Raw genomic sequence first — 23,557 nt, 5'->3', positions numbered from 1 at the left:
AACAGCCCATACGTAGGGATTTTATAAGTTTAAATATGTACAGAACCTTTATCATATTAAAAACATAGCTGCTACCAATTGGCAGCAGCTTTTCTTTCTGCTTAACACTAAAATAAGTGTCCTTCTAATGTCCTGCAAATACCCATTTCCCCTTCGCTAGCCCCAAAACCACCGGATCCCATGTGGTAAACTTTACCTTTACTGATAATCCTTTTAATATTATAAAAATAATCCCTAAAAAAGTCTATCATTGTTTCTTTTTGACGTATCTCAAGTATCTCTTTGGAAGAAATTGCTTTTCCAGTCTGCTCAAGGGGTCTTTTATCTTTCACCGGGCACTGCCTTTAACGAAGACTTTCTACCGCACCTTTGGCCCATTGGGAATCGTTCAGTATGGCCCTGCCCGCACCAATCAAATCGGCCTTTCCTTCGGCCAGTAACCGCTCGGCAACCCGAACCTCGGTAATACCACCCGTAAGAATGACCGGAATGGGCACCACCTTTTTAATGGCTTCTGTCAATGGTGCAAAATAACCTTGCCCCGTAAGTCCCGGCACATTATAGCCGGAGAAACCGCCGGAAATATCCAGTATGGTGATCCCCGCCTTGGCAAATTCTTTGGCAGCAATCTGGCTGTCTTCAAGGGTGGTCCCACCGGCCATAAAATCCGAAGCCCCTAACCTCAGCAAAAGGGGAAAATCTTCCCCCACCGCCGCCCGCACGGCTTCAATCACTTGCAGGTGAATACGGATGCGGTTATGAATATCCCCGCCATACTCATCCGAACGCCGATTGGTCAGCGGGGATAAAAATTGGTTCAGCAGATAACCATGGGCGGAGTGGATTTCAACCCCGTCAAACCCGGTTTCTTTGGCACGCCGGGCGGCATTTTGAAAGGCTTCAATAATCTCTGCAATTTCCTGCCGGGTGAGTTCACGAGGCCTATCCCCCCTGCGTGGATTGGCCACTGCCGAGGGAGCTACCGGAGTGGTTCCGATCACCTCTTCAAGGGCAGCACTTCCGGCATGGTTAAGCTGCATCATAGTCTTGGAGCCATTGCCGTGAATCACCTTGGCCAGTTTCTTTAACCCTTCAACCATGCCATCCTCCGCAACGGAAAGTTGCTTTATACTGGCTTTTCCCTCCGGTTTTATAAAACTATGTTCAATGATGATGAGTGAAATATATCCTCCCTCGGATTTTTCAGCATAGTAGTCCAGAATCTCCTGGCTCACTTTCCCATCCGGTTCAGCCTTGGCCGTAGCCATGGGCGGCATCACCAGACGATTGGTTAATGCCAGGGTACCCACTTGTAATGGCTTAAGTAAATAGGACATAGCGATTCTCCTCCAAACTTTTTTAATTCCTTAAAAAAATAACCGGCTGTTACTGGGGATTATATCACCTATCGACTAAAATGTATTCGGAAAAACCGGGATCCATGAAATTACTTTTAAAAAGTAATTGGAGGAATCATCCTTTTATTATTTTAAAAAATTACCATCTTATGTCTCATGATAGATTGGTGCACTTCTGCCGCGGCAAGGGGATCCTTGCCCACTGCTCACGGAAAAAACATTTTTGCAGGGAATAGCCAAGGACTCTCACCAGTGATGGTGAGAGTCCTTTCTCCCTTGTTCGGATTTCCCCCTAATCCAGGCCTATGGCGGCCCAAAATAAGGTTGGTTTGTGATGCCCTGAATGTTTTCGTCTAAATTAAACCATGTCCTTGATTACCTCAACAACGGTATTTTCATTGGGGATATAAAACTGCTCCAAAGGCTTGCTGTAAGGAACCGGAATATCCGGAGGCGCAATCCTCTTTACCGGCGCCTTAAGATGCATAAAGGCCTTTTCCGCCACCAGAGCCGCGATCTCTGCACCAAACCCGCCGGTTCGGGTGGCTTCGTGTAACACCACCAGGCAGCCGGTTTTGGCCACGGATTTTAAAATGGTCTCTTCATCCAGGGGAACCAGTGTCCTTAAGTCCACAATTTCTACGCTGATCCCTTCCTTTTCCAATTGACCGGCTGCTTTAAAAGCAACGCCCAGCATCTTAGACCAGGTAACCAGGGTAACATCCCGGCCCGGCTTCTTGACCTCGGCCAGGCCAATGGGAATGGTGTATTCCTCCTCCGGCACGGGTCCCGGCACAAAATATAAAACCATATCTTCAATAAAGATGACTGGGTTATCCTCCCGGATGGCAGACTTCAGCAGCCCTTTGGCATCCGCAGGGGTCCCGGGCATAACCACCTTAAGACCCGGACAATGGGCCAGCCATGCCTCCAGATTATGGGAGTGCTGGCAGCCGGCTCCGATCCCCGCTCCGGACTTCATGCGCACCACCAGCGGAAACTGGCTCTTTCCCCCGGAAAGATAACGCAGCTTGGCTGCATGATTGACAATTTGATCGGAAGCAATGGTGAAGAAGGGATTAAACATGATCTCCACCACCGGCCGCAAACCCATTACGGAGGCGCCTACCGCCAAACCGGCTATGGCCGCCTCGGAAACCGGTGTATCCTTTACCCGCCGGTGACCAAACTCTTCCAGCAGACCAAAGGTGGGAAATTTAGGGTTACTGTGAATCCCCACACCCACTCCTTCTCCGGCCACAAAAACCTGCTCATCCCGGCGCATCTCTTCCTGCAAGGCTTGCTTTACCGCTTCACCCATGGTTATTTGTAGCATAAGTTTAACCTCCCAAGATTATTTACCTAGGCAAACACATCTTCCAAGGCCTCGGTAACATCCGGCCAGGGACTTTCCTCGGCAAACTGTACCGACTGATCAACCTGCCGCTTCACTTCAGCGTCCATCTGCTCCCAGGCGGCTTCCGTCAAAACGCCCTCTTGTAACAGTGCTTCTTTTAACTGTTTAACCGGGCACCGCAGCTTCCATTGCGCAATTTCCTCCCGGGGCTGATAAGCCTGATGATCGGTGGTGCTGTGACCGCCCCAGCGATAGGTTTTGCATTCTATGAGGACCGGTCCCGCTCCCGCCAGACATCTCTCTTTGGCCCGTAAAGCAGCCTGGTATACCTCCATCACATCATTGCCGTCCACAATCTCAGAAGCCATGCCATAGGCCCCGGCCCGTTCCGCCAAATCTTTAATCCGGGTGTGCTCCTCCAGCCGCTGGGCCCCGGAGTACAGGTTATTCTCACAAAGAAAGATTACCGGCAAATTCCACAGGGCGGCTAAATTCAACGCTTCGTGAAAACTTCCCTCATCCGCCGCCCCGTTGCCGAAATAGCAAACCGTCACAAAATCTTTGTTCTCATATTGGGCGGCGAAAGCGGTTCCTACGGCAATGGGAATGCCGCCTCCCACCACCGTGGTGGTGCACAGGGCGTTTACTTCCGGAACCGCGATATGCAGGGTACCGCTTTTCCCCTTGTTATAGCCTGTGGTCTTGCCAAATATTTCGGCCATAATGAGGTCCGGCTCCGCTCCTTTGGCAATTAAATGACCGTGACTGCGGTGATTGCTGATGATCACATCCTGGGCCTCCAGAGCCGCGCTCACTCCCGCCGCCACCGCCTCCTGGCCGGTGCAGACGATCATCATGCCGTGGAGTTTTCCCGGTTCCCTGCTCAAGTCTTCCAATTTTTCTTCAAACCTGCGAATCAGCAGCATGGTTCGAAGCAGCTCTAATTTATTGGGACCTTCCATGAGCAAACCACCTCCTAGATTTTTCTAAATAATTCCCTACCGATTGAATAAGTCCTGTTCGTTTGGATAGAAAATTTTTTACTTTCAAAAAATAATAAAAAGATTCCCGGCCCTGATCAGGTGGGAATCTTTTTATTATAGGACGATCTCTTTCAGCAAACCCGTCGTTACACCCACTTCTGCCAGATTTCCGGACAATAGCCAAGGGTGGCTTGAGAACCGTTGCGGACAATGGGGGTTTTTAACAGCAATGGATGAGCCAGCAGCATTTCTTCCGTATCATGAACAATATATTTGAGATTGCGTTTGGCATACTCTTTTCCGTTCGTGTCCATCAGATTTTCCAGACCCAGTACGGATCCAACCCGGTTCAGCTCGCCTTTGCTCAAACCGCGAACTTTCAAATCAACAAAATGATAAGGGATGGCCCGTTCTTTAAAGAAGCGTTCTGCCTTGCGGGTATTTTGGCACCCTTTGGTGCCGAATATCTGAATGTTCATCCGGCCACCTCATTTTCTCAAAAATGGTCCGTTTCCTGGGATTATTGATATAGCGTTTCCAATTGCTTTTTAACCTCTTCGCTGCACAGATAATCGTCATAGCTCATCTGCCGGTCCACCAGGCCGCCGGGCGTGATTTCAATGATCCGGTTGGCCACGGTCTGGATAAACTGATGATCCTGGGACACAAACAGAATATTCCCGGTAAAATTCATCAGGCCGTTGTTCAACGCGGTAATGGATTCCAGATCCAGGTGGTTGGTGGGTTCGTCCAGCAGAAGCACGTTGGCCCCACTGAGCATCATCCGGGAAATCATGCAGCGTACCTTCTCCCCTCCGGAGAGCACCTTGGCTCCCTTCTGGGTCTCCTCGCCGGAAAAAAGCATGCGCCCCAGAAAACCCCGGACAAAGGATTCTTCCTGGTCCGGAGAATACTGCCGCAGCCAGTCCACCAGATTTAAATCCACATCAAAATAGGTGGAATTATCTTTGGGAAAATAGGCCTGGGAGGTGGATACGCCCCACTTAAATTCCCCGCTATCCGGGACCAGTTCGCCCATTAATACTTTAAACAAGGTGGTTTTAGCCAGGCCGTTGGGACCGACAAAAGCAATCTTGTCCCCTTTATTCAGGGTAAAGCTTACATCCTTTAACACCGCTTCCCCATCCATGTGAACCGTCAGGTTTTCTACGCTCAGCAACTGGTCCCCGGCCTCCCGGTCCGGCTTGAAATCAATATAAGGATACTTCCGGGAGGAAGGTTTAATATCCTCCAGCGTCAATTTTTCCAGTTGTCTTTTCCTGGAGGTGGCTTGTTTGGCTTTGGAGGCGTTGGAACTAAATCGTTCAATAAACCGCTGTAGATCTTTAATTTTTTCTTCTTTCTTCTTATTGGCCTCCTTGGCCATTTTTAAGGCCAATTGGCTGGATTCATACCAAAAGTCATAGTTACCCACATACAATTGGATATTGCCAAAATCAATATCCGCAATATGGGTACATACCTTATTTAAAAAGTGGCGGTCGTGAGAAACCACAATCACTGTATTCTCAAAATGATACAAGAAATCCTCCAGCCAGAGAATGGCCTCCAGATCCAGGTGGTTGGTCGGTTCATCCAACAACATAATATCGGGATTGCCAAACAAAGCCCGGGCCAGTAAAACCTTAACCTTCTCTCCGCCGCTTAATTCCTTCATCTTCTTGGTGTGAAGCTCTTCCTTGATGCCTAAGCCATTTAACAGCCGGGCGGCCTCCGGTTCCGCCTCCCAGCCGTTTAACTCGGCAAACTCACATTCAAGTTCAGAAGCCCTCATGCCATCCGCTTCGGAGAAATCGGGCTTAGCATAAAGAGCATCTTTTTCTTCCATAATCTCATAAAGCCGGGCATGTCCCATCATCACCACTTTAAGTACTTCCAGTTGGTCAAATTCAAAGTGATCCTGCTTTAGGACGGTAATTCGCTCTCCCGGAGTTACCGCCACTTCTCCCGCACTGGCTTCAATTTCTCCGGCCAAAATCTTTAAAAAAGTAGATTTGCCCGAGCCGTTGGCGCCGATTAAACCGTAACAGTTGCCCGGAGTAAATTTTATATTAACATCCTCAAATAAGGAGCGCTTGCCAAAGCGAAGGGATAATCCATTTGTACTAATCATTTGTGCATGTCCTCTTTCATCATTTTTTGCAGATCAACAAGTTTATATTATATCATAAGCAGTCCGGTAAAGCTGCCCGATCCCTTTAATTTTTACATAAAGAGCATAAAAACCAAGGATTCCCGCCGTTCTGCGGGAATCCTTGGTCATTGCTGTGTATTTATTTTAACCTTTCAGCGGAAAAGCAATCTTTGTCAGAAGCTCACTCTCCGGGGTTTCCCGGGGATCATTGAGGTAGAATTCATAGGCCGCACCGGTTGGCAGCAAACCCTTCTCCTGGATCCACTGCATCAGTGCCTGATAGGCGGGTTCTATCTGACGGTAAGGTCCTTGATAGAGGCAGGTGGCCTGCTTTCCGGCCGGGATTTCACTAGGCTGAATTTCATTCCGCCCGGTTAGTGCTTTGGCCACCGGAAAGCCAATTTCCAGATCCAGGTCCTGCATGTCCATATTGTAATAGGCCGCAAAGGGCGGGCCTGCGGGCTGCTCCCCGATCTCAGCCAAATACCGGAGAACGGTTAAATAAGCCTGGCCCAACACCTGGGGCAGATTTTCCACCGCACTTCTGGTTCGGATGGAAAGCACCGGCTGAGACGGTTGATCCGACAGTTCGCATGGGTAGTTCATGGCATTGACTCCCTTCATTTTTCTCCCATTATACTACCCCAAACATGACAACAGGCCGTCATGTTTCTAAACATATTTTTTCAGTATTCCCCGGGCCTGGTCCGCCAGAATCTTCCTCAGCCTGGATGGCCGGATCACCTCTACACCGGTGCCGAAACTGAGCAAAAACCCATAGAGCCAGTTATTCTCCGGCAGGGAAATTTCAATCCGGATCCTGCCATCTTCCAGTTGAACTAAATTCCCCGCAAACCACTCCTCCACAACCGCCTCCATTTCCTTGTCAAAAACCAGCTCCAACTCAACCATGCCCCCGGGGCTCGACCATTCCTCCTCCCAGGGAAATGGCTGCAGCGATACCTCCTGGGGCTGGAACCGGGTTTCTAAAATATTTATCTCCTTCATTCTTGACAATTTGAAGAGGCGAAATTCCCCCCGCAGCAGGCACCAGGCGTACAGGTACCAGTTTTGCCCTTTGAGCACGAGAGAATAGGGTTGGACCCGGCGCAAGGTCTTTGCGCCGGATGAATCGGTGTATTTTAACTCAACTTCCGTTAAGTTTTCTATGGCTTTACGCAGGATGCCGACTTTTTCCGCCAGAGTCCTATTTCCTCCCCAAGGAGATAAGTCAATGAAAAGTTGATTGGTTTTGGCATCGAGAAATTTAGCCTGGGCCGGGGATAAGGTATTTTTCAGCTTTTCCTGCAAAATTTCATGGCCAATATCGGGAACCGACATGCCAATCCCTTTGAGCATGGTAATGATGGCGGCCATCTCATGGGAGGTCAAAATACTTTTGTCCAGACGATAGCCTTCCGCAAGGCCGATTCCTCCCTTTGCCCCCTGATAAGTAACAATAGGGATCCCGGCCAGGTTTATGGCCTCCACATCGCGAAGGATGGTCCTGACGGAAACCTCAAACATTTCCGCCAGTTCCTTCGCCTGTACCCGCTGCCGCCTGAGCAAAATCACCAGGATAGAAATCAACCGTTCAAGCTTCATTGCAGGCCCTCCACCATGCAGGGATTTAGTAAAATCCTTCCGCTATGCCAAATCCGGCCATGGATCAATCAATGGCTTTAATTTTCGATAAGGCATTGACATAAGCCTTGGCCGTTGCTTCAATCACATCCGGGCTAACCCCCCGGCCGATCACCAAACCGGATTCACCGTAACGCACCTTTACAATGGCGTTGCCCAGGGCTTCGCTGCCCCGGCTGACGGAACTTAAATTGTAGTCCTCCAGTTTGACGGTAATTCCGGTAATCCGTTCGATGGCCTTAAAAACGGCATCCACCGGCCCGTTGCCGTAGGCTGCGTCGGTCAGAATCTGATCGTTCATTGCTAAGGATACCGTGGCTGTGGCCGTAGCCGCCCCATTGGTGGCTACGGAGATATTTTTTATGGAGATGCTGTTGCGCTCCTTTTCAGTATATCCCATCAGGGCATGCAGGTCCTCGTCGAAAACTTCTTTTTTCTGATCCGCCAACTGCAAAAACTCTTTATAAACGGTTTCCACATCATATTGTTCGGGGCTGTAACCCAACTCCTCCAGACGATGCTTGAGGGCATGCCTGCCGGACCGGGCACTTAAAACAATTTTATTTCTCAATATACCCACTGTTTCCGGATCAATAATTTCGTAGGTCCTTTTTTCTTTTAAAACACCGTCCTGGTGAATGCCTGAGGCGTGCATAAAGGCGTTGGCCCCAACAATGGCTTTGTGACTGGGAACCGGTACGCCGGTAATGCCGGATACCAGTCTGCTGGTTGCGGCAATCTCCTTGGTTTTTACCCCCAGCTCTACTCCGTAAAGACTGGGCTGGGAGTAAACGGCCATCATCACTTCCTCCAGGGCGGTGTTCCCGGCCCTTTCTCCGATTCCGTTGATGGTGCCTTCCACCTGGCTTGCTCCCGCCTTTACGGCGGCCAAGGTGTTGGCCGTGGCCATGCCCAGATCATTGTGGCAGTGGGTGCTGATGATGGCGGAGTCAATGTTCTTAACGTTCTTCGTCAAAAAGGAAATCAACTCCCCATACTGCCAGGGAGTAACATACCCCACGGTATCCGGAATGTTAACCACCGTTGCTCCCGCCTCAATGACTTTTTCTAAAATTTTGGCCAAAAAGGCCGGTTCGCTTCGGGAAGCGTCTTCCGCGTAAAATTCAACATCACTGACGTATTTTTTGGCATGTTTTACAGCAGCTACGGCCGCTTCAACCACCTGTTCGGGAGAGAGCCGCAGCTTTTTCTCCATATGCACCGGGGATACGGCAATGCCCGTATGAATTCTGGGCTGCTCCGCATCCCGCAAGGCTTCGGCGCAAGCATCGATGTCCTTGGCCACCGCCCGGGTAAGGCCGCAGATAACAGCCCCCTTGATTTCCCGGGCAATGGTTTTTACCGAATTCATGTCCCCGGGGGATGAGGCGGGAAAGCCCGCTTCAATCACATCAACACCCAACCGGACCAATTGTCTGGCGATTTCCAGCTTCTCATGGGTGTTTAAGGTGATGCCCAGGGACTGTTCTCCATCCCTGAGGGTGGTATCGAATATATAGAGCTTGCGCATTTTTAAATTCCTCCTTGGTATTATGAAAATCCCTTTTCAAGTTTAGCCTGGTAAGGTCACTAAGGTCCGCTTCCATGCCAACACCACCCCCTTACAAATATAAAAACCCTTCGCCTCAAATTGAGACGAAGGGTTCCTCCGCGGTACCACTCAATGTAACGACACAAGTCGTTCCCTTAATAGAATACGGGATTTAAAATCCGATATTCCCTTCCTTTTATCGGTGGAAGATTCCGTCCGAGCCTACTGCTAACTCCTTCGGTCGGCAACTCAAGGGGGAGTTCATCGCCCTGCCTTCGACCGCCTTCGCACCAACCGGCGGCTCTCTGAACCAGCAGTAAACGCTTACTAGTCCCTGTCATCGTTTTAAATCATATTTTAAAAAATGTTACCAGAATCATCAGCCTCTGTCAACGGTCAAAGGCTACATTATTTTCCGCCTTTACTTTGACATCGCTTTTACGCTGGGACAGATAAAGTCCCAACAAGGTAAGTCCCGCTCCCAGAAGCGCCATGCCGGTGATGGGTTCCTGCAGCACCCAAGCCGATGTAACCATGGTAATCACCGGCACCAAGTAAATATAGGCGCTGGTGGTTACCGCACCTAAAACCCCCACGGACCAGTTCCAGGTTACAAAACACAGGGCGGAAGCCCCAAAGCCCAGGAAAAGGATGTTAAACCAATTGGCTGGAGCTGCAAATCGGGCCATCTGCCAATGAAAATCAGAAAAGAACAGCGCCGGCAGCATAAAAAACAGTCCGTACAGAAAAACCTTGCGGGTGCAATGGATAATATGGTATTGAAAGGCACTGATCTTTTTCATTAAAACCGAATAAACCGCCCAGACCACCGCTGCCAGAGTGGCTAAAAAATCTCCCAGAGGATTTAGATTAAGGACGTAATTTCCGTTCAAAACCACCAGGCTTATGCCCATCATGGCCGCCCCGAAGCCCACAAAAAAACACAGTTGCAGTCTTTCGTCGTCTAATAAACGATGGGCCAGCAGCGCCGTAAAAATTGGGGCAATGGAAACAATAATGCCCGCATTGGAGGCCAGCGTATAAGTAAGAGCAATGTTCTCCAGCAGGAAATACAAGGTTACCCCGCATAAACCGGCTGCGGCAAAAAGCAGTTCCTGCTTCCAGTTTTGCGGTTTTAAAATATGCGGATAAATCATAAGCAAGGCCACATAGCCAAGGGTAAAGCGAAAGAACAATATTTCCACTGGGGTAAAATCTCTTAACAGAATTTTGGTTGAGATAAAGGTAGTTCCCCAAATGATCACGGTAGCCAGTGCTAATAAATGGGCGGTAGTTACTTTACGGTTTTCCATCGGTCAATCCTTCCTCAAATTTGACAGCGGGCAGCCAATCTTGGCGGCTATTTATCTCTGTCTTCGCAAAAAATTTTTTGATACTGTTTTGGTGTTAGCCCGATCAATCGCTTAAAAAAATGGTTAAAGTGTCCTTGGTCGCTAAAACCCGTTTGAAAAGCCGCTTCAATGGGCTTAACCCCTTGTTCCAATAGAATCTTGGCATTATTTACGCGGATGGTTTCCAGATAACTGTAAGGGGAAATGCCTTTTTGTTTGGTAAAAGACCTCAACAAATAGTATTTACTTAATCCGGTTAAGGCGCTGAGATGATCAAGGGAGATATTTTGGGCGTAGTTTGCCTCTAAATATTGACAGACTGCTTTTATCTCGGATCTTGGTTCCTTTAGTCCATTGGCATATTCCAAATCGGAATACTCCCTTACCAATTCTTCAATTAAAAATAAAAATAATTCTTCTTTTTTAAAGTCCCTTTCTTCCTGAGCAATGCTGAGATGCAGTTCCCGCAGGCAGGTGGAAAGGCCGCTGCCATAATGTACGGACTGGGTAAAATAAGGCAGTGTGTCCCTGCCGGTTATCTCTAAAACCGCCCTTTTCATGGGCTCCGGTTTTACATTAATGCAGCGGAAATCCAAGGTCTTCCCGTCGATTTGTTCACAGGCGTGGCTGTCGCCGGGATTAAAAAGCACCAAATCTCCCGGATTGATAATGAATTCTTTATCTTTGCAGGCCAGATACCTCTGTCCGCTTTCGATAAAACCAATGGTATAGTGGTCGTGAAAATGCGTGGGAAATTTCTGCATAATTCCTTTAAAATGATACGCTTCAATATTTAAATCCGGGTCCAGATAGATAGTGCGGATTTCGTTTAGCATCAGAAAATGGCTCCTATCCATTGACGTTATCCTAATCCTATCATAAATACCCCGGGGGTTCTTGTATGATATTGCTCTTCCAAAGCGAAAAAGATAACGGGAAGGGTTCTGTTGTCATGACAACTCTTTGCTGCTATAATAAGCCCGGGCATGAAAGAAGCGTAGCCTTCCATTTTCATGCTTACTATACAAAATGGCAGCCGTTACCGCTTTAATGATTTAATAAAATTATGACAGAAACCATTTTGGTTTCTTTTACAGAAAAGAGAGTGTATAGAGACAATGTTGCAACAAACGAATATTGGCAAACTAAATAAAATGCTGGTTATGATCATGGCGGTGGCCAGCGGCGTGACCGTAGCCAATCTGTATTACATACAACCATTGCTTGCTAAAATTGCCTCAAGCTTTCAGGTGACTCAGGTCAGCGTAGGTTTTGCGGCGATGCTTACCCAGGCCGGTTATGCCCTGGGCATGTTGTTTTTATTACCCTTGGCGGATATCCGGGAAAAAAGACGACTAATCATCACCCTGTTGCTTTGTTCCGCCTGTTCCCTGATGCTTATGTTCTTCTCTTTTAATATAACCCTGCTGGCCTTGGCTTCCTTTGCGGTGGGTTTCACCTCGGTGGTGCCGCAGTTGATCGTTCCCCTGGCAGCCCAACTGGCTGATCCTAAGGAAAGGGGCCGGATTATTGGCACGGTCATGAGCGGTCTGCTGATTGGCATATTGATCTCCCGGACCTTCAGCGGTTTTGTGGGAGAATACTGGGGCTGGAAAATGGTATACCTTATGGCTGCCCTTTTAATGCTGGCACTGGCTGCTTTATTAAGCAAAGCCCTGCCTTACTGTCCGCCCATTTCCCAAATAAAATACACCGAGCTGTCCAAATCCATGGTCCATTTGACCAAAACCCTTCCGGTTCTGAGAGAAGCCTCCTTAAACGGGGCCATGATGTTTGCCGCTTTCAGCGCCTTCTGGACATCCCTGGTATTTTTACTGGAAGGCCCGCCCTACCATCTTGGCACCAACGCCGCCGGTCTCTTCGGATTAGTTGGTGTAGTCGGTGCCTTGGCAGCCCCGGTTGCCGGCCGCATTGCCGATAAAAGAAGCCCTCGCTTCACCATCGGCATCAGCATGATGATTGTCATCCTCGCCTATATCATCTTTTGGGCCTTTGGCTATCAATTATGGGGATTGGTTATCGGTGTCATTTTACTGGACCTGGGCGTACAGTCCTGTCAGATTTCCAATCAGGCCAGGGTTCATGCCTTAAGTGACGAAGCCCGTAACCGCATCAACACCGTCTTTATGGTTTCCTATTTTGTGGGCGGGGCTTTGGGCTCTTTACTGGGATCATACAGTTACGCCCATTTTCAATGGGCCGGTGTTTGCATCTTTGGGCTCTTAACCCAACTGATGGCCATCTCCATTCATATAAGCTATAAGAAAAAAAGCAAGCCGAATTTTTCTCAGGCAAATTAAGCTAAAGAAAAGGTTTTTGCCTAAAGCCTTCCCAATGCATGAAAATTCCTGTTGATTCCTCACCGAGCAGGATTCTTAACAGACGAAAGCCCGCTGGTATAGCGGGCTTTCGTCTGTATTCACTCATAGTCTATTAAGATTAGTTGGGATTGGGGTTATTAAAACTGGCAGGCTGTGGATTGCTGGCGTTAAAATACTGTCCGCCAGGTGTGGAAAGGTTAAAATACAGCTTGGAATCTTTGGTTATACCCCAATCTTTCAATGACCCGGTATCCTGTATTTTATTAAATGCCTCTCTAAACATGGTATTATGGGCTTCTTCACGGTTTAGGAGAAAATCGATGGTCTCCCTGACACCTTTATCATTAATTTGCCTGTACAGGTATTCATAAACCACTTTGGCTCGCTGCTCTGCAGCGATATTTGATAATATATCGGCAGCCAGATCTCCTGTTTCATTTACATATGCAGCCGTCCATAATTGTCCCGAAGCATTGCTCAACATTGGGGTGAGTCCCGTTAAAACATGGGCTTCGACGTTTCCGATTGTTGCATTCTGGGCATCAGGGTCATGGCCGTTTAAAAGGTTGATTGTCGTAGCTACCATTTCCATATGGCTTAATTCTTCCGAAGCAATATCTAGAAACAGATCTTTTATTTCCTTATCCTTGATACGAAAACTTTGAGAAAGATATTGTAATGCAGCCTTCAGTTCTCCCTGTGCTCCACCCAATTGCTCTTGGAGCATTGCCGCATAATTGGGGTTGGGTGCATCCACTTTAACCTCATATAGAAGTGTTTTATCATGTTTAAACATTTTGCACATCTCCTTTTAATTTAGATTAGGATTTTTTTAGTTTTTACAATAATCTATAAAATATCCTGAATTGACGATGCCCTATGTTTCTAAGATACGAGGATAAAGTGTTGCTTTTTTCTTCATTGAGCGGTATCCCACGTCCCCTTGATCTTGAAAATTTATTAATTTTAATAAACACAAAATGGACAATAAAGAGTTCTCGTATAGTGGAATCGGTAGAGCCCTATCCAAATTGTTACACACATTACGTCATTATTGTTGATATTGCAGGTTTAAGATGATGAGTTTCTCGGCTGGACTGTCCGGATGGCAGGGCACATAGGTATGTTTATATCCGTCTGGGTGGGGGAGTAATTACGCCGGTTTCATAAACCGCCCGCACACACATCGTATTTAAATTCTATCTTGTTTTGATAAAAGCATAAACGATTTCAGTAGGTTGTTATTTTCGATTAACAATCTACTTTTAATTATTAACAAGGCATTTCATTCATTATTACGTAAACAAACATATTTTTACTCAAGATTTTGTTTTAATATCTCCAACCCCATTTTCAATTCCTCTAATGAATGCGTAGAAGCAAGTGCAATACGAAAAAACTGATTCGACATAGTCTTCCCGCTAAGAAAACGGTCCGAATGAAAAACACGCACCCCATGCAGTCGCAAAGTATTCTCTAGTTTTGCCCCATCGGCATTCCCTGATATGGGGAACCAACGATAAAAACTAAGCGGATGGCCTGCGATTTCATGTTCTGGAAAAACCTGCAAAAAAACATCATTTGCAGACTGCGCAAGTTGCTTTTTCTGAGCTGCGATTTCATGTGCTTTCCCTGATAAGATCAGTTCCGTGATAATTTCAGCGTCCAGCGAAGAAGTTTTGACGTTGATCATAAATATTGCTTGTGAAATTTTCTTCTGAAAGGCATCACCAAATACCATATAAGCAACTCGCAGCCCGGAACAAATGGACTTGGAAGTGCCACAGATATAAACCGTCTGTTCCGGCAGAAGATGAAACATGGGCTGTTGATAATCTGGAATGATCCCGGCAGTCAAAAAAGCGTGTATGTCGTCCTCAATTAAAATTAGTTGATGGTTACGAATTACCGCGGCAAGCTCTTTTTTACGAGCATCTGAAATCATTATCGTGGTGGGATTACAGCACGAGGGCATTAAAAAAATCCCTTGTATATCCATTTGATTGCATTGACTTTCCAGTTCGTTGGGCAGCACCCTTGCTCATCTCCGGAAACCGGTATCAATTGAATACGAAACATCTTAGCCAGCTCAATAAAATTAGAGTAAGTATATAGATCGGTAGCAATGCGATTTCCCGGTTCAAACAAGGCAAACAAAGCAATTGCCAACGCATTTTGTGCACCGGAAACAATGGCCATATGCTCTTGGTCCGCATGGATACCGAAAGATTCCATCCAGTTCAGGCCTGCTGTTTTTTGATGGGGTATACCGGTCGGGTCATTGTAATTCAGAAGCTGTTCCAGATAACTTTTACCCACAACCTTTTGAATAACTTCTGCTACAATGCTATTGGTTTGCTCAAAAGAAGCAACAAAACCAAGATCAATGCAGCCCGATAATTTGTCTGCGGAAATGGCAATAGAACGAGCAGCGTTAGGAGCGACAAAGGTCCCACTTCCCGTAACCGCATAAATCAATCCCTTAAACTCGCATAGCTTATAGGCGCGGGTAATAGTGGTAAAGTTTAAGTCAAGAAAATCTGCCAATTCCCGCTGCGGCGGCAGCTTTGTTCCCGGTGCTAAAAAGCCGCTTATAATATCCTGTTCAAGTAGTGATGCAATGGAGTAATAAAAAGGGCGTTTTAATGCTTTTTTATCAGGTTTCCAAGACATTGGATAATTATCAAATGAATTTACCGGCATACTCTACCTCCAAAAATTGTATTCCATACAATCCTATCATTGATTGTATGGAATTTCATTGATAGGATTGTATGCAATAATATAGGAGTGTGACCGTCATATGAAAAAAGGTCGAATAAAAATTGCATTTTGTGCAGCTTTTCCGTACACAGTCCCTATTTTGGCAGGCTTTTTATTTTTGGGAATCGCTTATGGAATCTTTATGAATTCATTAGGATTCAGTTCAATCTACCCAATCCTGATGAGCCTAACAATATTTGCAGGATCAATGGAGTTTGTGGCAGCTAATTTTTTACTTATGGCGTTTAATCCGCTCAACGCCCTTTTTCTAACGTTAATGGTGAATGCACGTCACTTGTTTTATGGGATTTCCATGCTGGATAAGTATAGGGGAACCGGGAAGAAAAAAGTTTATCTAATTTATGGGATGTGCGATGAGTCTTTTTCTATTAATTGTACCACTGATATTCCAGAGAATGTGGACAAGGGCTGGTTTATGTTCTTTGTAACTCTGCTCAATCATTCCTACTGGGTAATAGGGGCAACGATTGGCGGCATTTTGGGATCTCTTGTGCAGTTCAACACTGAAGGACTCGATTTTGTTATGACAGCTCTCTTTGTTGTAATTTTCATTGAGCAGTGGATGAAAGAGAAAACCCACCATAGTGCTCTGGTAGGGCTTGGACTTTCAACCGTCAGCCTTATTATTTTTGGCGGGAACAATTTCATCATCCCTGCTATGCTTGCGATTCTTGGGATACTCACTATTGTTAGAAAACCATTGGAGAAAGTTGAGGTTCCCGTATGATTATGAGTTTACAACAGCAGATCATCACAATTGCTGTGGTAGTTTTGGGCACAATGCTTACAAGGTTTCTTCCATTCATTGTTTTCCCAGCGGATAAGTCCACACCTAAATATGTTCAGTATCTCGGTAAAGCACTGCCATCGGCGGTGTTAGGGCTTTTGGTAATTTATTGCTTTAAGGATGTGAGTTTACTGTCCGGCAGTCACGGCATCCCCGAACTTATCGCAGTAGCGGTGGTTGCAGTGCTTCACTTTTGGAAGAAAAAGATGCTCCTATCCATAGCAGGTGGAACGATTGCTTACATGATTTTGGTGCAATTGGTCTTTTAATAGTGTTTTGTACAACAAAATTTAAGACCAGCTATGAAATGTCAAGGGTAAATCTTTAGGGAAAACGGGCTGGTAAGATTGGCCGGTTTTCAAGACAGAGAAGATAATGTTAACCATTTCTATCACCGATTTTAATGCCCTAAAGCATTTTTATAATGGAGAGCCTGCCCCCACCACATTTTTCAATATAAAATATTCGATGGATTCATTGTCGCAACTTGTATTCAATCCATGTAAAGCTGTTTCTAATTTATATTTTTCAATCTATCTTTTGCGAAAAAGCCGACATTCCTCCGTCAGGTTTATTCTCTGTTTCCTTATTTACTTTATTAAGAACAATAATAAGTTGATTTGGAACAAATACCTTCTTGCACAAAATTATTTTATTATAATTATTGTTATTCGACTTAAGCTGCCGGTTGACGGAAGCATAAAGGGGAGAGTCAATATGAAGAGTATGGAGAAGAATTCAGTTACCGTGCCTGGAAAGAGGCATCTCGATCGCATTGCTATCACGAGTATTCTGTTATTGTCCGTTATGGTTATTGCCTGTTTTATTTTGTTTCGTCTATACGATGAGGGCAATCCACTTTGGGGTTTTATGGCGGCCATCGTCTTTTTGACTGGTGGGGGCTATGTGGTCTGCGCGCAGAAATTATCCCCCTGTAGCCTCATGCCGTCCTCTATTGCCCGCGCTGCACATATCCGGCGGCTTTGTTCGTGTGATGAACATCATACAGAAAGGAACACTGCCATATGACACAGCATGAAAACTAAAGTAAATTACCTACAAGGGGGAATGCCTCTGAAATGTTGTATTCTCATGGGAGCCCCATAAAAAACGGAAATACGGCTACTCTTCTTAAATCTTTTATAGAGGAATTGACGGCCTGCGGTTTGGAACATTGAATTGATTCGGCTGTATTGGATACGGCATAAATAATACTACGGTAGATTTAGAATAGGAAAAGAGGTATTTATGTGAACACAAGGAAATTTATGTGTACACTCATCGGAGTAATTGTTTTTATCCTGATAACTCAATATCTTCTTGCTATGTCAGTTCTCAAACTTTGTGACGACCCTAATAACACTATAAGAAATGTTGCGACATTTTCAGCTATTGCGTCCATAGCCGTATTAATCATCTTTTTAGCTAAGTTACTCAAATTTTTCACTGGGAAAGACTTAGGTCAGATAAATTACAACTTTTATTCGTTTGAAGAATTCAATAGTTCAGACCGAAATGGCAACAGTCCAAATTAAAACAAATTTGCTAGTTGGCGGTTTAAGGTAATTTTCAAAGCTGTCGTTTACTAAATACAATACAAAAGCTTATAGAAAATAAAAAGAAAGACGATATTACGACTTTTGTAATATAAACATAAAAACAGACTACCCGACCCGGTAGTCTGTTTCTTATTTCGACATACCCCTGTTAATGCAGCTATAATGAATGCTAACAGAGATAACGTACAATAAAATGCGCAAACCCAAGCCGCCGGTTATGAACGCCCGAAAGCCGACAGGGATACCGCTCTGGACATTACCAGCGTAACCTAACTACGACCGGTCAGGTTACGCTGAAGATGCCTTGGCTGGAAGGGATTCCATTTGAAACAGCCATCATCGAACGGTACCGACGCCTGAGAGCAGTGTTGAGGAAGCCCTGATTGAGATGTATCTAGCCGGGGTGTCTGTACGTCGAGTAGAAGATATCACCGAAGCGCTGTGGGGTACAAAAGTGTCTCCGGCCAGGTAAGCGAGTTGAACAAGAAGGCGTATGTCCACATGAAGAATGGCGTAACCGCCCTTTACAGGGTGGTAAATACCCGTATGTGTATGTGGACGGGATCTACCTGCGCCGAAACTGGGGCGGTAAATTTGAGAATGTCAGTATTCTTGTGGCACTTGGCGTCAAGAAGCTCAATATCAAGACAGGACTATAAGTTATGCTTTTTCTCGTTTTCTTTATAAAATTTTATTTTCCGATGATTAACATATCATTTTCATCAAATTGCCATAAATCAGCGTAAGCAACCTCCCAATAATATCCATCTAAATCTTTAAAGTAGCCGCTATATCCACCCCAGAACACTGGTTGAGGTTGTTTTACAATGGTACCTCCAATACTTTTAATTTTGCTAAATATCTTGTCAACCTCGTCCTTTGTTTTGGCGTTATAAGCCAGAGTAATACCGGCGAAATCCCTGCCGATCCCGGGAGGATTGGTTTCGTTAATATCCTTTGCCAACCCTTCAAGTGGATAGAGTGCAAGTTTCGTTCCCCCATTATCGAAAAATACAATTTGCGGCTTCTCCTCATTATTGGGAGTTGCAAACCCCAGTCCATCCCTGTAAAAGGCGCGGGATTTTTCGATGTCCCGCACACCCAATGTAATAAGATTGATTCTATTCATCATTAAACACCCTTTCTATCTACCTTATAAAAAGAGGCATAGTGCGTCTGCCTCTTGTCTTTGCCAAATTTAGTATGACAAAATCGTATGGTTGCCATATGTTTTTATTATGATAAATATAGCTGATTTGAAAAAAGTGAAAATAGGTTATGCGCTTTTTAGCGTCATTTATAAATTTTTAGATATGGATAAAAAAGCTCGCTATTACGGGACGGATGTACCCATATTTCATTCGGAAATTCATATGCTTAAAGCAATAAAAGAGAATGAAGGCATTCATGTAGCAGGTTTGGCAAATTATTTGGGTGTAACCAAGGGATTCATCTCTGAAATTACAATTAAACTTGAAAGAAAAGGCCTGATAAAAAAAGAAAAGGATACTCATAATCAGTTAAAAATAATATTAAAGCTGACGCCTAAAGGGGAAGTAGCTCACACGAACCATATGACGATATGATAACAGAAATTTTAAGATATGAGTCAAAAGAAAAAATCATTTTCTTAAAAGATTTTTTATCAACACTGGAAGATAAAATTGGTGATTTTGAAGAAAGAAATAGTAAATAAATTTTTGCTATAAATCTATGATAACATGCTAATTCAACATTCCACCAGCAATGGTGGAATATTGAATTAGCATGTTATTGACAATGATTATCAAAACCATTGTTTAAACTTATTTATATTTCATGAACAGGAGAGCTTTATGAAAAAAGAATTGGTGATGGGAAATCTCCACGATTATTTTGAAATGCTTTCAGAGCATTCCACCGGGTTGGTCAGGAGGCGGATTTGGAGCAGCAAATTTATCTCCCTGCCCCTATGGGGCAAGGTGTGATCCGTCGCATCCGGCTCCAAAAAGGTCTGGAAATTATAATCTCAGATTTAAAGTTGGAAAAGAATATGAAGTTGAATATAAAAAGCTCATACAGCATTTTTGAATTGAACTATTGCCTGAGTGGAAGCTTTCTGCCATTGTGAAAATAATCGGCATCACGTAAAAGAAGAATCAGGAAATATCTGCTATTTGGAACATGCAAGAGTATATCTCGAAAGACAGTCTGGTATTAGAAATCATACACTGGAACTTAGAATGTCGCCGCAATCTCTTTACACCTACTTTCCCGAGTCTCAAGATCAAAAGGTAATAGAAGAGGTCTTACAATATCATCGTGGAAAGATAGAGCCCTGCCCTATTTCACCGGCAGTTCAAAAATGTGTCTATGAGATTGCCGGCTGCTCTTATAAAGGAACTGCTAAAAAGATCTATTTGCAGGGCAAAATTCTCGAATTGGTTTCCATGTTTCTTCAAGAACATATAAGCGGATATAACCCGGAGAATGTCGGCATTCATCTTAATGATTATGACATTATATGAAGTCCGGCGAATTGTTCTAAATAACCTGGAAACCCCCTTTTCTATAAAAAGCCTGGCGCTTCAGGCAGGAATAAATGAAACCAAGTTAAAAAATGGTTTCAGGAAATTATTTGGAACTACAATCTTCGGCTTAATTAGAAGTCAGCGCATGGAGAAAGCGGTTCGGTTATGAAGATTGATCGCATGAATGTCAGCAAAACCGCATCTATACTGGGATATAGTAATATGAGTAATTTTGCCACAGCTTTTCGTAAAAAGTTTGGTTGTAACCCCAGTGAATATTTGAATAGTATAAAGACCATGGATTATTAAAGACCTTAAAAGCTAGAAGTTTTCAATATATCCAACAGTCTGTTAGTGCTCCTATTGAGTGCTAACGGACTGTTTTTTTATGGGAAAGTTTTTAATCCTCCACAGGTTTAAAGAAACCTCCCACAGGTAGTGCAAAACCCAATTATAAATGATAAATGATAATCAATATCATACAACATGTTGTATTGGAGCCGGCCTGGGAAGGACAGATCATTGATTGGTCACTGCTGGGTGTTTCTCCCTTCGCTTATGTTCACTATACCTTTGATATCACCAATCTGCCGCTGCTGCCGCTGTTTTGGCTGCTCTGTCTTGCTGCTATATTAACCGGGATTGGGTTGTTTGGATTTAAAAACAGAGATGTTTTGACAAAAGCATAAACCATTGTTAATTTCGGTTTAACAACCTCCTTAAATTTTGAACCCGTTTTTAGACAAGTGCCTGTTTTTATTGGTTTTGTTGGCAGAGAACCTTAATTTGCCCGGGGACCATTGATGTCAGTTTTTGTAATCCCTCGCTTTTTATCAGCTTCCTGAATGGTAACCCAAGAAATACCTCTCATCATATAACCCTAACCTGAATTTCCGTCAAGAATTCTTTCGTCAGCATGGTATCACGATTATCAATTTCGTAGAGTTCAAAAGGATCGCCCAGAATACAACGACCTGTTTCTTTTGCATAAGAGAGAACCTCCCTTATGCGGTGGGGGCTTTGACGGTAGTCCCCACGATAAAAAAGGGAAAGGTACTGCCCTGCCGGAAGGATAAAGTCGTATTCTTTTGTTTTCCGCTCCAGGACAAAAAATACGGAGTGGAACACCCCCCATATTCCCTTATTTAAATCTTCAATAGACAGAGACGCGCCAATGGACTGATTGCCAAAATCATGGATTTTGTTTTCATGCTTCCGGTGAAGCTTCTTGATGGCGAAGTCCATTTCCTCGTCCCTTGTTATGTGGGTATTCAATTGTAGGCAGGGGCGGTCTGGAAACGTCTTGACTGCAAAAACGCCGATGGGGGTTTGCGCTGCAGCGGTTAGAGTCTCCATTCGCTTCCGGATGGTTTGTTCCCTGGCGCGGAGCTTTTTCAACTGTCGTTGGATCAATTCCTGTTCTTCCTGCATCAGCACCAGTGTATTGCCGATGCTTTGGTGATCCAGATACTCTTTAATTTGCTTCATGGAGAAGTCCAACTGACGCAGGTCCCGGACGATGTTCAGCTTATAAATGTCTTTGAGGCTGTAAAGCCTGTAGCCGTTTACATCCCGGCGGGGCTTTAATATCCCGATTCTTTCATAATACCGTAAGGAATCGACCCCGATACCATACAGCTTTGAAATTTCGTTAATTTTATAATAATTTTTCATCCTTATCCCATCAACCCCTTTTTACAGGAAAAACCAGCCCTTGACTTTAGTATTATACCAGGGTTTAGGATGGAATTGCAGGTTGTCAAACTGACTGCATAAAACGGGGAAGGCCGATATTGCTATGCCATTAAAAAAGAGGTTATCTGATTTTGCAGAAAGGAATAAAGGGTTATTTGCGCCCGAAAAGATTACGTTCATTTTATTGGGAACCGCGATTGTATCTTTTGCTATGTACAACATTCACCAGCAGGCGAACATTACCGAGGGTGGCGTGCTGGGCATGATCCTGCTGCTCAACCACTGGTTCGGCATCTCGCCATCCCTGCTCTCACCGGTCCTGGACGCGTTTTGTTATGCCTTGGCGTTTAAGTATCTGGGCCGGAACTTTCTCAAGGCCTCCATTGTATCCACGCTTAGCTTGGCGGGCTTCTTTAAACTATGGGAGCAATTGCCGCCGATACTGCCGGATCTCTCCGCCCATCCTCTAATCGCGGCGCTTGCGGGCGGTCTATTGGTAGGTGTCGGGGTTGGACTAGTTATAAGACAGGGAGGTTCCAGCGGTGGTGATGATGCATTAGCCCTTACAATCTCCAAGGTGGTCCGCTGCCGCATTGCCCATGCGTACCTTGCCACAGATATCGCTGTCCTGCTGCTGTCGCTCTCCTATATACCCCTTCGTTGTATTGCCTTTTCGCTGGTGACAGTGACTGTTTCATCCTTAATGGTGGATTTTGTACAAAACCTCGGTCGTAAACGTAAGCTGGAAAAATACTAGAAAGATTATCTTTCTGGCAATACGATTATGAATGCACTGGCGATGGAGTAAACTAAGCCAGTAATTTCGATAAAAAATTTCTTATTACGAAAGCCGGTAAAAATTATAAAGCTCTGCCTGACTATTACAACCCTAATTTTATTGCAAATGCAATAAAATTAGGGTATATTATTAGTGTATTGCACCAATCAATTGTGAGGTAAATGTAATGAGTGAAATTCTTAGAGAAGTGGGCATGATTGCTCGATGCTTTGAGTCCATTGCCAATATTGAGTTTAAAGATTATAACCTGGCCAAAAACCAATACATCTATCTAGTTAGGATTTGCGAGAATCCCGGAATTATCCAAGAGAGAGTATCGGATATGCTAAAAGTTGATCGGTCAACGGCTTCTAGAGCCATTGAAAAACTAAGAATTGCAGGCTTTATAAATAAAGTCGGCAATCAGGAAAACAAGAAAAATGTTAAATTGTATGCTACAGAAATGGGCATGGAGATTTATGAAATGCTAAAGAACGATGAAGAATATTCGAACAAGATAGCACTTAAGGGTATTACGTCTGAAGAGGCTGAAATCCTTTTAAAATTATTGCGTAAAATCAGAAAAAATATTGAGCCCGATTGGGAGGCAGTTAAAAGAGGAGATAAGCGACAATATCACAAATACGGAGACAATCTGCAAAAATCACAAACCAACTAAAATAATAGGAGATTATATAAAA

Annotated in this window: 27 protein-coding genes, 1 pseudogene and 1 other annotated feature; of the genes and pseudogenes, 12 read left to right on the top strand and 16 right to left on the bottom strand. The window is 44.7% G+C overall.

The genetic code is table 11. From position 1 onward, the window contains the following. Window positions 1–107 precede the first annotated feature (107 nt). From DESRU_RS00370 to DESRU_RS00320, 11 genes are all read right to left on the bottom strand, one after another. Window positions 108–332 (bottom strand): hypothetical protein, encoded by a 225-nt coding sequence (locus DESRU_RS00370; RefSeq protein ID WP_041275247.1) that lies wholly within the window; start codon window positions 330–332, stop codon window positions 108–110. A 12-nt stretch (window positions 333–344) separates the two neighbouring features. After that, complete coding sequence (locus DESRU_RS00365) at window positions 345–1,337, bottom strand: oxidoreductase (protein WP_013840151.1); 993 nt, start codon at window positions 1,335–1,337, stop codon at window positions 345–347. A 379-nt stretch (window positions 1,338–1,716) separates the two neighbouring features. Beyond that, window positions 1,717–2,694 carry an alpha-ketoacid dehydrogenase subunit beta gene (locus tag DESRU_RS00360; protein ID WP_013840150.1) on the bottom strand — a complete coding sequence of 326 codons (978 nt, stop codon included), beginning with the start codon at window positions 2,692–2,694 and terminating at the stop codon, window positions 1,717–1,719. Window positions 2,695–2,720: 26 nt separating this feature from the next. Beyond that, window positions 2,721–3,677, bottom strand: coding sequence for a thiamine pyrophosphate-dependent dehydrogenase E1 component subunit alpha (locus DESRU_RS00355; protein ID WP_013840149.1), 957 nt, complete (start codon window positions 3,675–3,677; stop codon window positions 2,721–2,723). Between the two features lie 167 nt (window positions 3,678–3,844). Continuing rightward, on the bottom strand, window positions 3,845–4,177 hold the full coding sequence (locus DESRU_RS00350) for an arsenate reductase family protein (protein WP_013840148.1): 333 nt from the start codon (window positions 4,175–4,177) through the stop codon (window positions 3,845–3,847). A gap of 41 nt (window positions 4,178–4,218) precedes the next feature. Beyond that, entirely contained in the window at window positions 4,219–5,832 is a 1,614-nt protein-coding gene (locus DESRU_RS00345; RefSeq protein ID WP_013840147.1) for an ABC-F family ATP-binding cassette domain-containing protein, read from the bottom strand. 165 nt (window positions 5,833–5,997) lie between these two features. Next, window positions 5,998–6,459 (bottom strand): GyrI-like domain-containing protein, encoded by a 462-nt coding sequence (locus DESRU_RS00340; protein ID WP_013840146.1) that lies wholly within the window; start codon window positions 6,457–6,459, stop codon window positions 5,998–6,000. A 66-nt stretch (window positions 6,460–6,525) separates the two neighbouring features. Beyond that, window positions 6,526–7,458 carry a helix-turn-helix transcriptional regulator gene (locus tag DESRU_RS00335; RefSeq protein WP_013840145.1) on the bottom strand — a complete coding sequence of 311 codons (933 nt, stop codon included), beginning with the start codon at window positions 7,456–7,458 and terminating at the stop codon, window positions 6,526–6,528. Window positions 7,459–7,522: 64 nt separating this feature from the next. Continuing rightward, the gene (locus DESRU_RS00330) at window positions 7,523–9,028 is read right to left on the bottom strand and encodes a 2-isopropylmalate synthase (RefSeq protein ID WP_013840144.1); all 1,506 of its coding nucleotides are present in this window, start codon (window positions 9,026–9,028) and stop codon (window positions 7,523–7,525) included. A 118-nt stretch (window positions 9,029–9,146) separates the two neighbouring features. Beyond that, window positions 9,147–9,399 (bottom strand) — a binding site (T-box leader). Window positions 9,400–9,438: 39 nt separating this feature from the next. Further along, window positions 9,439–10,362 carry a DMT family transporter gene (locus tag DESRU_RS00325; protein ID WP_013840143.1) on the bottom strand — a complete coding sequence of 308 codons (924 nt, stop codon included), beginning with the start codon at window positions 10,360–10,362 and terminating at the stop codon, window positions 9,439–9,441. 47 nt (window positions 10,363–10,409) lie between these two features. Next, complete coding sequence (locus DESRU_RS00320) at window positions 10,410–11,237, bottom strand: AraC family transcriptional regulator (protein WP_013840142.1); 828 nt, start codon at window positions 11,235–11,237, stop codon at window positions 10,410–10,412. A gap of 282 nt (window positions 11,238–11,519) precedes the next feature. Here DESRU_RS00320 and DESRU_RS00315 point away from each other — a divergent pair, with 282 nt between their 5' ends. Then, on the top strand, window positions 11,520–12,722 hold the full coding sequence (locus tag DESRU_RS00315; RefSeq protein ID WP_013840141.1) for an MFS transporter: 1,203 nt from the start codon (window positions 11,520–11,522) through the stop codon (window positions 12,720–12,722). Window positions 12,723–12,861: 139 nt separating this feature from the next. Here DESRU_RS00315 and DESRU_RS00310 read toward each other — a convergent pair whose 3' ends face one another. The 3 genes from DESRU_RS00310 to DESRU_RS21400 all read right to left on the bottom strand — a co-directional run bounded on the left by DESRU_RS00310 (window position 12,862) and on the right by DESRU_RS21400 (window position 15,446). Then, on the bottom strand, window positions 12,862–13,539 hold the full coding sequence (locus tag DESRU_RS00310; RefSeq protein ID WP_013840140.1) for a manganese catalase family protein: 678 nt from the start codon (window positions 13,537–13,539) through the stop codon (window positions 12,862–12,864). Window positions 13,540–14,058: 519 nt separating this feature from the next. Then, entirely contained in the window at window positions 14,059–14,742 is a 684-nt protein-coding gene (locus DESRU_RS21405; RefSeq protein ID WP_274376995.1) for an aminotransferase class I/II-fold pyridoxal phosphate-dependent enzyme, read from the bottom strand. Next, a complete protein-coding gene (locus tag DESRU_RS21400) occupies window positions 14,718–15,446 on the bottom strand; it encodes an aminotransferase class I/II-fold pyridoxal phosphate-dependent enzyme (protein ID WP_274376994.1) in 729 nt (242 codons plus the stop codon). The genes DESRU_RS21405 and DESRU_RS21400 overlap by 25 nt, the downstream gene beginning before the upstream one ends. A gap of 100 nt (window positions 15,447–15,546) precedes the next feature. Here DESRU_RS21400 and azlC point away from each other — a divergent pair, with 100 nt between their 5' ends. The 4 genes and pseudogenes from azlC to DESRU_RS20100 all read left to right on the top strand — a co-directional run. Further along, a complete protein-coding gene (gene azlC, locus DESRU_RS00300; RefSeq protein WP_013840139.1) occupies window positions 15,547–16,254 on the top strand; it encodes an azaleucine resistance protein AzlC in 708 nt (235 codons plus the stop codon). Then, the gene (locus DESRU_RS00295; protein WP_013840138.1) at window positions 16,251–16,583 is read left to right on the top strand and encodes a branched-chain amino acid transporter permease; all 333 of its coding nucleotides are present in this window, start codon (window positions 16,251–16,253) and stop codon (window positions 16,581–16,583) included. Before azlC ends, DESRU_RS00295 begins: the two co-directional genes overlap by 4 nt. Before the next feature lie 106 nt (window positions 16,584–16,689). Further along, window positions 16,690–17,343, top strand: a complete 654-nt coding sequence (locus DESRU_RS20665) for a hypothetical protein (protein ID WP_013840137.1) — start codon at window positions 16,690–16,692, stop codon at window positions 17,341–17,343. A 731-nt stretch (window positions 17,344–18,074) separates the two neighbouring features. After that, window positions 18,075–18,508: pseudogene (locus DESRU_RS20100) on the top strand (transposase); the annotation flags it as partial. A 56-nt stretch (window positions 18,509–18,564) separates the two neighbouring features. On the opposite strand, the gene DESRU_RS00280 reads toward DESRU_RS20100, so the two are convergent. Next, on the bottom strand, window positions 18,565–19,005 hold the full coding sequence (locus DESRU_RS00280) for a VOC family protein (protein ID WP_013840135.1): 441 nt from the start codon (window positions 19,003–19,005) through the stop codon (window positions 18,565–18,567). Between the two features lie 133 nt (window positions 19,006–19,138). Between DESRU_RS00280 and DESRU_RS00275 the strand changes: the two genes are divergently transcribed. The 5 genes from DESRU_RS00275 (at window position 19,139) to DESRU_RS00265 (ending at window position 21,072) form a co-directional block, all read left to right on the top strand. Then, on the top strand, window positions 19,139–19,459 hold the full coding sequence (locus tag DESRU_RS00275; RefSeq protein ID WP_238446408.1) for a MarR family winged helix-turn-helix transcriptional regulator: 321 nt from the start codon (window positions 19,139–19,141) through the stop codon (window positions 19,457–19,459). 249 nt (window positions 19,460–19,708) lie between these two features. Then, window positions 19,709–19,840: a hypothetical protein gene (locus DESRU_RS21395; protein ID WP_273485032.1), complete on the top strand. Its 132-nt coding sequence runs from the start codon at window positions 19,709–19,711 to the stop codon at window positions 19,838–19,840. Between the two features lie 120 nt (window positions 19,841–19,960). Beyond that, entirely contained in the window at window positions 19,961–20,380 is a 420-nt protein-coding gene (locus tag DESRU_RS19655; protein WP_187290598.1) for a hypothetical protein, read from the top strand. Window positions 20,381–20,548: 168 nt separating this feature from the next. After that, window positions 20,549–20,692 (top strand): helix-turn-helix domain-containing protein, encoded by a 144-nt coding sequence (locus DESRU_RS21680; protein ID WP_081461960.1) that lies wholly within the window; start codon window positions 20,549–20,551, stop codon window positions 20,690–20,692. Window positions 20,693–20,847: 155 nt separating this feature from the next. Continuing rightward, window positions 20,848–21,072, top strand: a complete 225-nt coding sequence (locus tag DESRU_RS00265) for a hypothetical protein (protein WP_041275244.1) — start codon at window positions 20,848–20,850, stop codon at window positions 21,070–21,072. A gap of 181 nt (window positions 21,073–21,253) precedes the next feature. Here DESRU_RS00265 and DESRU_RS00260 read toward each other — a convergent pair whose 3' ends face one another. Further along, window positions 21,254–22,057, bottom strand: a complete 804-nt coding sequence (locus DESRU_RS00260) for a MerR family transcriptional regulator (RefSeq protein ID WP_013840132.1) — start codon at window positions 22,055–22,057, stop codon at window positions 21,254–21,256. A gap of 124 nt (window positions 22,058–22,181) precedes the next feature. Between DESRU_RS00260 and DESRU_RS00255 the strand changes: the two genes are divergently transcribed. Both DESRU_RS00255 and DESRU_RS00250 read left to right on the top strand, forming a co-directional pair. Then, a complete protein-coding gene (locus DESRU_RS00255; RefSeq protein WP_013840131.1) occupies window positions 22,182–22,835 on the top strand; it encodes a YitT family protein in 654 nt (217 codons plus the stop codon). Window positions 22,836–23,043: 208 nt separating this feature from the next. Beyond that, a complete protein-coding gene (locus DESRU_RS00250; RefSeq protein WP_013840130.1) occupies window positions 23,044–23,535 on the top strand; it encodes a MarR family winged helix-turn-helix transcriptional regulator in 492 nt (163 codons plus the stop codon). Window positions 23,536–23,557: the final 22 nt, after the last annotated feature.

Origin of the sequence: Desulforamulus ruminis DSM 2154 (assembly GCF_000215085.1) — a bacterium.
GTDB lineage: Bacteria > Bacillota > Desulfotomaculia > Desulfotomaculales > Desulfotomaculaceae > Desulfotomaculum > Desulfotomaculum ruminis.
Note: the sequence above shows the minus strand (reverse complement) of the source record. Positions and strands in the feature narration are given on the sequence as shown.